Annotated in this window: 15 protein-coding genes; all 15 read right to left on the reverse strand. The window is 60.9% G+C overall.

Translation table 11 applies throughout. The annotated features are described in order from the left end of the window. Window positions 1–58: 58 nt before the first annotated feature. The gene (locus AGR13A_RS11815; RefSeq protein WP_167377480.1) at window positions 59–727 is read right to left on the reverse strand and encodes a TIGR02117 family protein; all 669 of its coding nucleotides are present in this window, start codon (window positions 725–727) and stop codon (window positions 59–61) included. A gap of 9 nt (window positions 728–736) precedes the next feature. Continuing rightward, complete coding sequence (gene ureC / locus AGR13A_RS11820; protein WP_035219985.1) at window positions 737–2,446, reverse strand: urease subunit alpha; 1,710 nt, start codon at window positions 2,444–2,446, stop codon at window positions 737–739. 4 nt (window positions 2,447–2,450) lie between these two features. Next, entirely contained in the window at window positions 2,451–3,095 is a 645-nt protein-coding gene (locus tag AGR13A_RS11825) for a Urease operon accessory protein (protein ID WP_080835749.1), read from the reverse strand. 4 nt (window positions 3,096–3,099) lie between these two features. Beyond that, window positions 3,100–3,516: a lysozyme inhibitor LprI family protein gene (locus AGR13A_RS11830; protein ID WP_035220652.1), complete on the reverse strand. Its 417-nt coding sequence runs from the start codon at window positions 3,514–3,516 to the stop codon at window positions 3,100–3,102. A gap of 9 nt (window positions 3,517–3,525) precedes the next feature. After that, a complete protein-coding gene (locus AGR13A_RS11835) occupies window positions 3,526–3,882 on the reverse strand; it encodes a GFA family protein (RefSeq protein WP_020808768.1) in 357 nt (118 codons plus the stop codon). A gap of 1 nt (window position 3,883) precedes the next feature. Next, window positions 3,884–4,189, reverse strand: a complete 306-nt coding sequence (locus tag AGR13A_RS11840) for an urease subunit beta (RefSeq protein ID WP_035219981.1) — start codon at window positions 4,187–4,189, stop codon at window positions 3,884–3,886. Continuing rightward, complete coding sequence (locus AGR13A_RS11845; protein ID WP_080835750.1) at window positions 4,186–4,599, reverse strand: hypothetical protein; 414 nt, start codon at window positions 4,597–4,599, stop codon at window positions 4,186–4,188. The genes AGR13A_RS11840 and AGR13A_RS11845 overlap by 4 nt, the downstream gene beginning before the upstream one ends. Window positions 4,600–4,611: 12 nt before the next feature. Then, window positions 4,612–4,914 (reverse strand): urease subunit gamma, encoded by a 303-nt coding sequence (locus AGR13A_RS11850; protein ID WP_035219978.1) that lies wholly within the window; start codon window positions 4,912–4,914, stop codon window positions 4,612–4,614. 110 nt (window positions 4,915–5,024) lie between these two features. Next, window positions 5,025–5,876, reverse strand: coding sequence for an urease accessory protein UreD (locus tag AGR13A_RS11855; protein WP_167377481.1), 852 nt, complete (start codon window positions 5,874–5,876; stop codon window positions 5,025–5,027). Next, window positions 5,783–7,036, reverse strand: coding sequence for an alpha/beta hydrolase family esterase (locus tag AGR13A_RS11860; RefSeq protein ID WP_080835753.1), 1,254 nt, complete (start codon window positions 7,034–7,036; stop codon window positions 5,783–5,785). The genes AGR13A_RS11855 and AGR13A_RS11860 overlap by 94 nt, the downstream gene beginning before the upstream one ends. A gap of 255 nt (window positions 7,037–7,291) precedes the next feature. Beyond that, window positions 7,292–7,987 carry an urea ABC transporter ATP-binding subunit UrtE gene (gene urtE / locus AGR13A_RS11865; protein ID WP_080835755.1) on the reverse strand — a complete coding sequence of 232 codons (696 nt, stop codon included), beginning with the start codon at window positions 7,985–7,987 and terminating at the stop codon, window positions 7,292–7,294. A 198-nt stretch (window positions 7,988–8,185) separates the two neighbouring features. Beyond that, window positions 8,186–8,947, reverse strand: a complete 762-nt coding sequence (gene urtD / locus AGR13A_RS11870) for an urea ABC transporter ATP-binding protein UrtD (RefSeq protein WP_080815956.1) — start codon at window positions 8,945–8,947, stop codon at window positions 8,186–8,188. Between the two features lie 7 nt (window positions 8,948–8,954). Further along, window positions 8,955–10,130, reverse strand: a complete 1,176-nt coding sequence (urtC, locus tag AGR13A_RS11875; protein WP_080835759.1) for an urea ABC transporter permease subunit UrtC — start codon at window positions 10,128–10,130, stop codon at window positions 8,955–8,957. Next, on the reverse strand, window positions 10,127–11,740 hold the full coding sequence (gene urtB, locus AGR13A_RS11880) for an urea ABC transporter permease subunit UrtB (RefSeq protein WP_080836801.1): 1,614 nt from the start codon (window positions 11,738–11,740) through the stop codon (window positions 10,127–10,129). Before urtB ends, urtC begins: the two co-directional genes overlap by 4 nt. A 270-nt stretch (window positions 11,741–12,010) precedes the next feature. Beyond that, window positions 12,011–13,300, reverse strand: coding sequence for an urea ABC transporter substrate-binding protein (urtA, locus tag AGR13A_RS11885; RefSeq protein ID WP_035219970.1), 1,290 nt, complete (start codon window positions 13,298–13,300; stop codon window positions 12,011–12,013). Window positions 13,301–13,573 lie beyond the last annotated feature (273 nt).

The following is a 13,573-nucleotide window of genomic DNA, read 5'->3' on the forward strand; positions in this document are numbered from 1 at the left end:
GCAGCATAAAAATCGGATTGAGGTCGTTGAATGTATGAAATGCCGCATCGGCGGAGGATCAATTGTGGAGATCGACCGACCAGCGCAGCAATGGGGGCAAGGGCGTCCACCAGCCGGTGCGAATTCCGGCTTGCCGCAGCATGGCGGCCGACCATGTGTTGCAGCCGGCAAACGCATTGAACCAGCCATTCGCCTCAAAAAACGCGTCATTGAAACCATAGGCGACACCGGGGATAAGCTGAACCTTGCGGTCTCTCCTGACAAAACTCCCCCCGATACCAGCGAGAAGGCGCTGATACCCCGCTTCGGAAATGCGCAGGCGTTTCACCCCGGCCAGATCGGCGGGAAAATCCCCGGTCACATCCACATGCATCACCGACTGATCCAGCGTAAACGAACGCAGGACCGGCATGGGTTTCAGATCGGCCCAGGTAGGCGTCTCGGTATAAAACGACCGGCCGCCCCAGCCGAACACCAGATAGGCCGCCGCCGGATGGTTGACCGCAATACCGTCTTCCTGCAATTCGGCAAATGTCCGCCGCAGATCCTCATCGACCGGCAGGGCGATATCGGTGTGGATCGGATTGGATAATAGCAATATCTCGCGATCCCTCGGGCCGCCTGCACCATCGGCGAAAAAGGGGCGCGGCACGATGGTGCCGAACACAAGGAGCAGGACGATCAGCAGCAGGCCGCCGCCGATCCACCTTCTGATCGATCTCAACACGAGGCGCCGTTAAAACAGGAAATAACGCTGTGCCATTGGCAGCACCGTCGCCGGCTCGCAGGTCAGAAGCTCGCCATCGGCGCGCACTTCGTAGGTTTCCGGATCGACCTCGATATGTGGGGTGAGCGAATTGTGGATCATCGACGCCTTGGAAATACCACCGCGCACATTCTTCACCGGCAGCAGCTTCTTGGCGACCCCGAGGCGCTGGGCAAGGCCCGCATCCAGCGACGCCTGCGACACGAAAGTGACCGAGGAATTGGTGCGCAACTTGCCATAAGCGGCAAACATCGGCCGGTAATGCATCGGCTGCGGCGTGGGAATGGAAGCATTCGGATCGCCCATCGGTGCGGCGGCAATCGAGCCGCCGAGCAGCACCATCTCCGGTTTCACCCCGAAAAAGGCCGGGTTCCACAAGACGAGATCGGCGCGCTTGCCGACTTCGATGGAGCCGATCTCGTGGCTGACACCCTGGGCGATGGCCGGGTTGATGGTATATTTGGCGATGTAACGGCGGACACGGAAATTGTCGTTTTCGCCGGTCTCTTCCTTCAGGCGGCCGCGCTGGCGCTTCATCTTGTCGGCCGTCTGCCAGGTGCGAATCGCCACTTCACCGACGCGGCCCATGGCCTGGCTGTCGGAAGAGATGATCGAAAACGCGCCGATATCATGGAGAATATCCTCCGCCGCGATGGTTTCCTTGCGGATGCGGCTTTCGGCAAAGGCGATATCTTCGGGAATGGACGGCGACAGGTGGTGGCACACCATCAGCATGTCCAGATGTTCGGCAAGCGTATTGACGGTATAGGGCCGCGTCGGGTTGGTGGAAGACGGAATGACGTTGGGATTTCCGCAGACCTTGATGATATCAGGCGCGTGCCCGCCACCAGCCCCTTCGGTATGGAAGGCATGGATGGTGCGGCCCTTGATGGCGGCGACCGTATCTTCCACGAAGCCGCTTTCGTTCAGCGTGTCGGTGTGGATCATCACCTGCACATCGTATTGATCGGCCACCGTCAGGCAATTGTCGATGGCGGCCGGCGTCGTGCCCCAGTCCTCATGCAGCTTCAGCGAGGAGGCACCGGCAAGGATCATCTCCTCCAGCGGTGCGGGCAGCGATGCATTGCCCTTGCCTGCCAGCGCCAGATTCATCGGAAAAGCATCGAAGCTTTCGATCATCCGCTCGATATGCCACGCGCCGGTGCAGGTGGTGGCGAGCGTGCCATGCGCCGGGCCGGAGCCGCCGCCCAGCATGCAGGTCACGCCGCTCATCAGCGCTTCCTCGATCTGCTGCGGGCAGATGTAGTGAATGTGCGCGTCCATGCCGCCAGCCGTCAGGATCTTGCCTTCGCCGGCAATCGCCTCCGTCGAAGGGCCGACGATGATCGTCACGCCGGGCTGCGTATCCGGGTTGCCCGCCTTGCCGATGGCGTGGATGCGGCCGTTCTTCAGGCCAACATCCGCCTTGTAGATGCCGCTATGGTCAACGATCACCACATTGGTGATGACGGTATCGACAGCGCCTTCCGCCCGTGTCGCCTGGCTCTGGCCCATGCCATCGCGAATGACCTTGCCGCCGCCGAATTTCACTTCCTCGCCATAGGTCGTGTGGTCCTTCTCGATCTCGATGAAGAGTTCGGTATCGGCAAGACGTACCTTGTCGCCGACGGTCGGGCCGAACATGCCGGCATAGGCGGCGCGGGAAATCTTGTAAGGCATAGGCTCAGGCTCCTTCGGACGCGGAGAAAATCGATGTGGGAGAAATTCGTGTCAGCCTGCCCTGAGACGCCAGGGCCTCGACCAGCTGTTGTTCGGCGGCAAACGGATGCCCGCTCCAGCCCTGATGGCCGAAACCGGCAATCGCCACCTCGTCACCATCGTCGCTCACGCTCTCGAGGACATGGGCGATGGCGAAAAGGCCGGTGCTGGGGCAGACATAGGGCGCGGGCGCATAGGCTTCGAGCGCGGCATCAAGCCTTTCATGCACACCGCGCGGAATGACGATGTGAGCCTTGCCGGCTCCTCGTGCGATGGCGGCAAAGCCGGCGGTATAATCGGCGCAGAAATCGGTCAGTTCCGGCCAGCGCGCGCGGATATCCGTCTCCATTTCGGCAAATTTCGCCGGATCGCGCACAGACCAGATGGCGGAGGCCTGCCGCACGCCGTCACTCTCGCGCCATTCGCTCCCCTCAGTCATCTCAAGGCCCGGCCGCCCGGTATTGCACACCGCCACCACATCGGTGCGTGTGCCGCCTGGCCCGAGCGACCGGCAATCATTGAAGCGGATGACGATATCGGAACAATCGATGAAATCAGCAGCACCCTGCGGCAGTTCCCCGTTTCCAACAATCGTGATGCGCCGCCCCATGCGTTCAGAAACCTTCCGACAACTGACGCAGCTCTTCCGCCCGCTTGCCGCTCATCTCGGCAAGGCAGGAGGAAATCAGCATCGGTTCCATCGAGCCGCCGCGCGCCTGAAAGCCTGAAAGCGCGCAATTGGCGTCACGAAACGCCACCCAGGCGCGCTGGGCAGTCACCAGCGCGTCGGTCGCACCCTTGCCATCTGCATCCGCCGCCTTGTCGCGCTCGGTGAGCAGCTTGCGCAGCTTCTGATATTCGGCGTTCAACTGCTTGTCGGCCTTTTCGTAATCCTTGCCGGCGCAGATGGTCATGTCCGCCTGCGTCTGCGGGGCCTTGCAATCCGGCTCGCCCTGCGCAGCGGCCGGCATGGACAGGCCGGCGGTCGCACAAAGAAGCACGGCCGCCAGAAGGACGTTTTTTCGGCTCATCTCCATCGCTCAGGCCGCCGCGCCATCGAAAGCCTGCGGCTTCAGCGCCCGGGGATCGACACCATCGAGACAATTGGCGTTTACCGCCACCATCGGCGTTCCATCCGGCCCATCGGCATAAGCAAAGCTTTCGATGCCGCAGGTGGAGCAGAAAAGATGATGGATCTTGTGTTTGTTGAAGAGATATTCCGCCAGCTTGTCCTCGCCGGAAAGCAGCGTGAATTTCTCACGCGGCGCGAAGGCCAGCGTGGAACCCAGGCGCTTGCAGCGCGAACAATTGCAGATGACGGTATGGTCGAGATCGGCATCGACCTCGAAGCTCACATCGCCGCACTGGCAGCTTCCATGATAATGCGCCGTCGCCATTTCATAACCTCCCCATGACCTGTTGACGGAAACCGTAAACCTCGCGCTTGCCGGAAAGCGGCACCAGCGTCACCTCCCGTTTCTGGCCGGGTTCGAAACGAACCGCCGTGCCGGCAGGAATATCGAGGCGCATGCCGCGTGCCTTGTCGCGGTCGAACAGGAGACCCGCATTGGTCTCATAGAAATGATAGTGGCTGCCCACCTGCACCGGCCGGTCGCCCGAATTGGCGACTTCGATGGTCACGGTCGGCTGGCCGGCATTGAGTTCGATGCTGCCCTCTGCGGTAATGATTTCGCCGGGTTTCATGGTGCGACTCCGCAACTGCTGTTTTTCAACTGATCTTCCTGTAGTGCGAGTTGACGATCCATCTTCTGCTCCAGCACGGAATAGTCGCTGTTGATGGACACAAGGACCTGCCTCAGATCCGCAAATATCGCTCTGATCGCGGCAACATGTTCCCGTTCCCTGCACTCGAGAAAATTGACCTTTTTCGATATTTCCGTAAGCGGCAGCGATGCCAAACGCGCGTCGATATCATCCAGACGGTTCTGAAACGTCGCGTAAGTGAAAGTCGCTGCGACGACCGCTGAAACAATCGCGATGCCGGTGCCGATCGTTGTTGTGATGGCATAGTCTTTGGTTAAAGGCGCCCTCTTCGGAGAACTCAACTCAAACTTTATCGCATCAATCTGATCCTGCAGACTTTTCTCCGGCATAGGCTCCCCCCTTTACCGTATCGGTTCGTGAACGGTCACCAGCTTGGTGCCATCGGGAAACGTCGCTTCCACCTGCACATCATGGATCATTTCGGCGATGCCTTCCATCACCTGGTCGCGGGAAATGACATGCGCGCCGGCTTCCATCAGCTCGGCCACGGCACGGCCGTCGCGGGCGCCCTCGACCACGAAATCGGTAATCAGCGCAATCGCTTCGGGATAGTTCAGCTTCACGCCGCGTTCCAGCCGACGGCGCGCCACCATGGCGGCCATGGAAATCAGCAGCTTGTCTTTTTCTCTTGGGCTAAGGTTCATCGTGGTCCCGCAGCTTTCGCACCTGCCCCGCAAATCAAAGCGTTTCCGGGGCCAAATTCGACTTGTTTGACAGACCCCGAAGGACGCCGGTTGCCGACGATCCGAAGGGTTTACAGATTCCAGACTTTCGGCACTGGCGCGCCGTTTCGCAAGAGCGAAATGATCGGAAAAAGTAATTTTCTCAAGGAGAAACCATCTTCGGCAGAGACGCGAACAACAAGCTTGCCCTGCCATTCGCTGGCGCCGCCGCTTTCCCCGGCAATAGCCCGGATTTTAGGCAGAAGCGCCTCGGCCAGAGGCCCGATATAAAGCAGCGTCGCAAAGGCGACCTGACCGGCCAGAACCGCCGGTTTCGCGGTCAGCGCCGCTACCTCGCCTTGCAGCAGAAGCTCTTCGGCATGCACCAGCTTACCCCCGTGGCGAATACGCCAGCGGTCGCGGAAAAGGCCATGCGCCATCGCCTCGCCCATGGCCTGGCGACCGAGCAGCACGGCTTCGACGGCGATGAATTCGGAAGATTGGTCGAGATCGGCTTCCAGCCGGCGGGTCAGCGACGCCCGGTCGAAGAGAATGGTTTCCTGCGGCAGCCAGTGCAATCGGGCGTTCGGCCCGGCGGAAACCCGGGCGGTAACGGTGGCGGTTCCGGAGGATGCCTTGTAAACCTTCTCGCAGGCCTGCGTGGTCACCACCAGCGATGTGCCGGCGCCGGCCACCGCCTGCCATTCAAGTTCGTCTCCGCCGGTCAGGCCGCCGGAGGAATTGATGAGAATGGCTTCGGCTTCGTTCGAAAAGGTTTCCGGCAGGCGGATTTTGGCGCAGCCTTCCTGGAACAGTTCCTCCAGCCGGCTGCGCCCTTCAACCGCTTTGGTTACAATGCGTCCTCTGCCACGGGCGCGCTGCTGCCGGACAGGTTGAGCGTCTTGGCGACCGGAAGGGCCGATGGCTTGCTGTTCTGGCTGCACGCGGTCTCCGAAGCGGTTGCGGAAGCGGATGAGGCCTTTGCGCCGCAATCCTTCTTGACGACGGCATCCACGACCAGCTGCCCTTCCGTATTGCGGAAGAAATCCCACATTCTTTCCGCCGCATCAACCGTGCGCGTCACTTCGCCTGTGGGCATCTTGCGCTCCACGGCCGGTTCCGCCTTCGGCGTCTGTTCGCCGCCCGGCTTGCGGGTGACGACGGCGCTCGCCGCCAGCACTTCCGCCTTCATGGTGGCGCGCGGCCAGGCGTGGTCCCAATCGTTGATGACATAGGACTGAATGCGTGCGCCGGCCTTGCAGACGTCATAAGAATTGACGGTGAAACTTTCGCCCACCTTGCTTTTGGCAGCGCCCTTGCAGCCGTCCATCTCGGCCCAGCGCTTCAGCGCCGTCTCGCCGCCATATTGCCAATAGGATTTGCCGCCGCCCTGATAGGGGTTGGCGGGATCCTTCAGCCCGGCAAAGGCGATGATGGACATCGGCCGCGCCGGCGTGCAGCTTGCCGCATCCGGTGCCCATTTGCCCTCGGTCTCCAGCGGATAACCCGCGCGCAGCGAGGCGACGAAACCGGCAGCGGTGAAATCCGCGCTGCCATTGCAGATGAATTGCGACAGCATGCGCCCGCCGCCGGAATAACCGGAACCGTAAAAACGCTCCTCATCGACGCAGAACTTGCCCTTCACCATGGTGATGGCATCGCGAATGAAGCCGACCTCGTCCAGCCCGCCCGGACGCTTGGTGACGCCGGGAACATTCCAGGCATGGGTGCCGGGCAATTCGCCATTCAGGCTGCCGGCCAGCGCCACGACCACCAGACCGTCACGCTCGGCCAGCTTGTCCCAGCCGCTGCGGTTCAGCTGGCCATGCGGATTGCTGTTGGAGCCATGGAAATCGAACACGACAGGCAGCGGCTTTTTTCCGTCATAGGCCGAGGGAACAAAATAGACGCCGTCGCGTTTTTCACCGTTGGAGAGAATGGAAAAATCATGCCTGCCCGGTTCCATGCCGGGTCCGGGCAACTGACCGCAGGTCGATGCCGACGCTGCGACACCGGCGCTCGCGCACATCGCAAGACCCAGAAAGAGGGTGCGGGCGGAGCGGAACAGCCGGGCGGCCCGGCCAATGGCAAAGTCTTGATTCATTGACACGCCTTTATTGGGCACGGTTTCCCCGACGATACGTCGGACGTGCGTGGAATGTAAGGGATCAACTGTCGCGGCGTGCGAATAGACTTTTCCTGTGTCTCGCATGCAGCATTTGCGCTGCCAATATCACAGGCTTTTATTCAATGAAATGCTAAAATTACGCATGAAAGCCATGTCGAGACGCATAGGCTTTCAAAATATTAATCGGCCGTTTGCACGCCGTGATCGGCGCACAGGGGTTTTAGTCTCGATTTATACTGTCAGGTGACGCCGCGCTTCCGGCGTATCCAGCGTTTCGGCCAGCCCCTGATGCACGATTTCACCCCGGTCCATGATGTAGACGTAATCGGCAAGCTCGCGGCAGAAATCCAGATATTGCTCGACCAGCAGGATCGCCATGCCGGTAGAATCGCGCAGATATTTGATCGCCCGGCCGATATCCTTGATGATCGACGGCTGAATGCCCTCGGTCGGCTCGTCGAGAACGAGAATTTTCGGCCGCGTCACCAAAGCCCGGCCGATGGCGAGCTGCTGCTGCTGTCCGCCAGAGAGATCGCCGCCGCGCCTTCCCAGCATGGATTGCAGCACCGGAAACAGGCTGAAAATATCGTCGGGAATGAACCGTTCCTTACGCGGCAGCGGCGCATAGCCGCTTTCGAGATTCTCCTGCACGCTGAGCAGCGGAAAGATTTCCCGCCCCTGCGGCACGTAACCGACACCGCGCTTGGCCCGGTGGTAAGGCGCCAGCCCATCCAGCGACGCCCCTTCAAAGCTGATCGTCCCGGCACTAATGGCGTGCTGCCCGGTAACGGCCCGCAGCAGCGAGCTTTTGCCCACCCCGTTGCGGCCGAGGACGCAGGTGATCTTGCCCATCTCCGCCGTCAGCGAAACGCCACGGAGCGCTTGGGCTGCGCCGTAATGGAGGTTGATGTTGTCGACGTTCAGCATGGTGAGACTCCATTGGCGCATTGGTGGGAGGCGTTACCCCCCTCTGCCCTGCCGGGCATCTCCCCCTCCAAGGGGGGAGGATCGGCAAGCGGCGAAAACTCTGCCCATGGAACGGGCGGGTGCGGCATCTGATCTCCCCCCTTGAGGGGGAGATGCCCGGCAGGGCAGAGGGGGGTATCACGAGCGCAAACACCACCATCACCGCCCCAGATAATTCTCGATCACCTTCGGATCGTTCGACACGAAATCAATCGACCCTTCGGCCAGCACCGAGCCTTCGGCAAGGCACGTCACCTTCACCCCTAGTTCGCGGATGAAACCCATGTCATGCTCCACCACCACAACCGAACGGGTCTTGGCGATTTCCTTCAAAAGCACGGCGGTTTCGGCGGTTTCCGCATCCGTCATGCCGGCCACCGGCTCGTCCACCAGCAAGAGCTTCGGCTCCTGCGCCAAGAGCATGCCGATTTCCAGCCATTGTTTCTGGCCGTGCGAGAGGTTGGCGGCGAGATCGCCGCGGCGGTGGCTCAAGCGCACGGTGGCGAGGATTTCCTCGATGCGGGCCTTGTCTTCCTCCGTCAGCCGGTAAAACAGCGTCGCGAACACGCCGCGCTTGCGGTTGAGCGCCAGTTCCAGATTGTCCCAGACGGTATGGCTTTCAAAGACCGTCGGTTTCTGGAACTTTCGTCCGATGCCGAGCTGGGCGATATCCGCCTCGTCCTTTTTGGTGAGGTCGATGCTGTCTTCGAACAGCACCGTGCCGGTATCCGGCCGCGTCTTGCCGGTGATGATATCCATCATCGTCGTCTTGCCAGCACCGTTCGGGCCGATAATGGCGCGCAGCTCGCCCGGTTCCACCACGAAGGAGAGGGAATTGAGCGCCCTGAACCCATCGAAGGACACCGAGACGCCGTCGAGATAAAGCAGGCTTTTCGTTCTGTTTTCGGAAATCGTGTTCATATCCGTCTCACTCCGCCGCCTGTTGCGCCACTGTTGCGGCGCTGTCATTGCCCGGCTGTGTGCCGCCTGCCGCAAGCGCGACCCGCTTTTCGCGCCGCCGGACCAGATAGTGTTGCAGCGTGCCGACGATGCCCTTGGGGAAGAACAGCGTCACCGCGATGAACAGCCCGCCCAGCGCAAACAGCCAGAATTCGGGGAAAGCGCCGGTGAAATAGCTCTTGCCGCCATTGACCAGGACAGCGCCGATAATCGGCCCGATCAGCGTGCCGCGCCCGCCCACCGCCGTCCACACCACCACTTCGATGGAGTTGGCGGGCGAAAATTCGCCGGGATTGATGATGCCCACCTGCGGCACGAACAGCGCGCCGGCAATGCCCGCCATCATGGCCGAAACGACGAAGGTGAAGAGCTTGATGTTTTCCACCCGGAAACCGAGGAAACGCACCCGGCTTTCGGCATCGCGCACGCCCACCAGCACCTTGCCGAATTTGGAATTGACGATGCCGGAGGCGATCAGCAGCGAGAGCGCCAGCATCACCGCCGTCATGGCGAACAGCACAGCGCGCGTACCATCCGCCTGCACCGAGAAGCCGAGAATATCCTTAAAATCGGTCAGCCCATTATTGCCGCCGAAACCCATGTCGTTGCGGAAGAAGGCAAGCAGCAGGGCATAGGTCATGGCCTGGGTGATGATGGAGAGATAAACACCGTTGACACGCGAGCGGAAAGCGAACCAGCCGAACACGAAGGCCAGCAGCCCCGGCACCACCAGCACCATCAGCGCCGCAAACCAGAACATGTCGAAGCCCTGCCAGAACCACGGCAGTTCCTTCCAGTTGAGGAACACCATGAAATCAGGCAGCACCGGATGGCCATAAACCCCGCGCGTGCCGATCTGTCGCATCAGATACATGCCCATGGCATAACCGCCGAGCGCGAAGAAGGCGGCATGGCCAAGCGAGAGAATGCCGCAATAACCCCAGACGAGATCGAGCGCGAGCGCCAGCAGCGCATAGGCCAGATATTTGCCGAGCATCGACATGATATAGGTCGGGATGCGCAACGCGCTGTCGGCCGGCAAAAGCAGGTTGGAGGCAGGCACCAGCACGGCGATGGCCAGAATGATGCCGATGGCGATGGAGATGCGGCGGTCGAGCGCGCGCAGAAGGAAGCCGGTAATCATGCTTCGATCGCCCTTCCCTTGAGTGCGAAGAGACCGCGCGGCCGCTTCTGGATGAACAGGATGATGAGAACGAGCACGAGGATCTTGCCGAGCACGGCGCCCACCGTCGGCTCAAGGAACTTGTTGAGCACGCCGAGAGACAGGGCGCCCACCAGCGTTCCCCAGAGATTGCCGACGCCGCCGAACACCACCACCATGAAACTGTCGATGATGTAGCTCTGGCCGAGATTGGGCGAGACATTGTCGATCTGCGACAGCGCCACGCCGGCGAGACCGGCAACGCCCGAACCGAGCGCGAAGGTGAAGGCATCCACCCACGGCGTGCGAATGCCCATGGAAGAGGCCATGCGGCGGTTCTGCGTCACGGCGCGCATCTGCAGGCCGAAGGCGGAGCGCTTCAGGAGAACCAGCAGCGCGAAGAACACCGAAAGCGAGAAGCAGACGATCCACACCCGGTTCCAGGTGAAATTGAGATAACCGACGCTGAAGGAGCCGGACATCCAGCTCGGGCTGCCGACCTCACGATTGGTAGGCCCGAAGATGGAGCGCACGCCCTGTTGCAGGATAAGCGAGATGCCCCAGGTGGCGAGAAGCGTTTCCAGCGGCCGCCCGTAAAGGAAACGGATGACGCCGCGCTCCATCACGAGGCCGACAAAGGCCGTCACCAGAAAGGCGGCGGGCAGAGCGATGGCGAGCGACCAGTCGAACAGGCCGGGGAAATGCGTGCGGATCACCTCCTGCACCATGAAGGTGGAATAGGCGCCGATCATCACCATCTCGCCATGCGCCATGTTGATGATGCCCATCACGCCGAAGGTGATGGCAAGGCCGATGGCGGCCAGCAGCAGCACGGAACCGAGCGACAGGCCGTACCAGACATTCTGCGCATAGTCCCAGAAGGCAAGGGAGCTTTCGATGCTCGATATGGCGCTGTCGATATCCGGCTTCAGGCTCTGATCCACCGACGAGGAAGCCGCCATCAGAATGCCGATGGCATCGCGCCCGCCAAGGCTCTTGATGGTGGCGATTGCTTGCCTCTTCTCTTCGAGCGACCGTTCGGAGGAGAGCAGCGAGACAGCCCGCGCCTCCTCCATCCGGGTCCGCACCTCAGTATCGGCCTCCTTGGCGATGGCCGCTTCCAGCAATTCGAGATTTTCCGCGCTCGGCGCTTTCAGAACGGCGTCTGCCGCGGAAAGCCGCACGGATTTTTCCGGGCTGAGCAGGGTCAGGCCGCCGAGTGCGGCGCGGATGACCCGGCGCAGATTATTGTTGACCTTGATCTTGCTGACAGCCGCCTTCGGCGCTTCACCCGCACTTTCGCCCGTCAGCGGGTCGATCAGCGTAAAATTGGAACCTGCCGGCTTCGTCATGAACACCAGATTGTCGGCCTTGCGCACGTAAAGATCGCCCGCCGCAAAAGCCTCGAGCGCCGGCACGACACGCGCATCGCCCGTGGCGGCAATCTGCCCGATCAGCACTTCGGCCTGCTTGAAATCCGCCGTGCCGAGCTGGTCGATCAGCGCCTTCGGCTCGCTTTGCGCGAAGGATTGGGCTGCGATCCCCAGGGTGAGCCAGAGGAAAATGGCTCCGAGAAAAGATCGGATCGTCATGTCGGGTTCCTTGGGCGTTTTAATTTTGTGCGACCTGAATATGCCGCTTACCCCCCTCTGCCCTGCCGGGCATCTCCCCCTCAAGGGGGGAGATCGACCTGTGGCGAGGTCTCGCCTATCTCGATGTTTGAGAATGAAGCGGCGAGAAAGCGTCTTGCCGATCTCCCCCCTTGAGGGGGAGATGCCCGGCAGGGCAGAGGGGGGTAATTCTTGCTCAGTTTCCAATGAGAAAACCGCCCCCAACAACGGGGGCGGCACCCACCTCGCTAATCAACTACCCTTGCCGCCGCACTTCCCACTGGCCACATTGAAGTTGCCGCAGGACATCGGCTTCCTCCAGTCCGAGATCAGATCCTTCGAATCCGGCAGATAATCCGACCATTCGTCACCCACGACCTGCGGCGTCTGCTGCACGATTTCGAACTGGCCGTCGGCCTGGATTTCGCCGATCAGCACCGGCTTGGTGATGTGGTGGTTCGGCATGACGGTGGAGTAACCGCCCGAAAGGTTCGGCACGGAAACGCCGATAATCGAATCGAGAACCTTGTCCGTATCCGTCGTGCCGGCAGATTCGACGGCCTTTACCCAGGCGTTGAAGCCGATATAGGCGGCTTCCATCGGGTCGTTGGTCACGCGCTTGTCGTTCTTGGTAAAGGCATGCCAGGTCTTGATGAATTCGGCATTGACCGGCGCATCGACGGACTGGAAGTAGTTCCAGGCGGCAAGGTGGCCGACCAGCGGTGCGGTATCAAGACCGGCAAGTTCTTCTTCGCCGACCGAGAAGGCGACGACGGGAATGTCTTCAGCCTTGATGCCCTGGTTCGCCAGTTCTTTGTAGAAAGGCACGTTGGCGTCGCCGTTGATGGTGGAGACCACGGCGGTCTTCTTGCCGGCAGAGCCGAATTTCTTGATATCGGACACGATCGTCTGCCAGTCGGAATGACCGAACGGCGTGTAGTTGATCATGATGTCCTCTTCCTTGACGCCCTTCGACATCAGGTAGGCCTTCAGGATCTTGTTGGTGGTCTGCGGATAGACATAGTCCGTGCCGGCCAGAACCCAGCGCTCCACGCCTTCGGTATTGGCAAGGTAGTCTACGGCCGGAATGGCCTGCTGGTTCGGCGCCGCACCCGTATAGAAAATGTTGCGCGAGGATTCTTCACCCTCATACTGAACCGGATAGAACAGGATCGAATTCAGTTCCTCGAAGACCGGCAGCACGGATTTGCGCGAGGACGACGTCCAGCAGCCGAAAACGGCGGCGACCTTGTCCTGCGAAATCAACTGGCGGGCCTTTTCGGCGAAAAGCGGCCAGTCGGAAGCCGGATCGACCACTACGGCTTCGAGTTTCTTGCCGAGCACGCCGCCCTTCTTGTTCTGCTCGTCGATGAGCATCAGCATGGCGTCCTTCAGCGTCGTTTCTGAAATCGCCATCGTACCGGACAGCGAATGCAGCACGCCGACCTTGATGGTGTCGTCAGCGGCAAAAGCGCCGTGGAAGGCGGTGGTGGACAGGATCGCGCCAAGCAGCGCAGCACTAAGCGTCTTGCGGAATATCATCGGAAGAACCCCTCTCCTTGTTTGGCCTCTCGTGGAGGCTCAGCGGCATCTGCGGCCGCTGCTGGGAGGGACTATCGATCTCGTGAGAGCGAAACCGTATACGTCAATTGACGTAGGCGGGGTGGCGAAAGATGCATGAGGGGTTGGGAATAAGCTGAACCTGAAGGTGCTTGTCTGTGAAGCAGGAGGCCTCAGCTTGTTTCTTCTCCCCGCCGGGGAGAAGTCCGCGGCAGCGGGATGAGGGGGCGAGCGCCGCGATATACGGAGGGGTTG

It is taken from the genome of Agrobacterium genomosp. 13 str. CFBP 6927, assembly GCA_900012615.1.
Lineage (GTDB): Bacteria > Pseudomonadota > Alphaproteobacteria > Rhizobiales > Rhizobiaceae > Agrobacterium.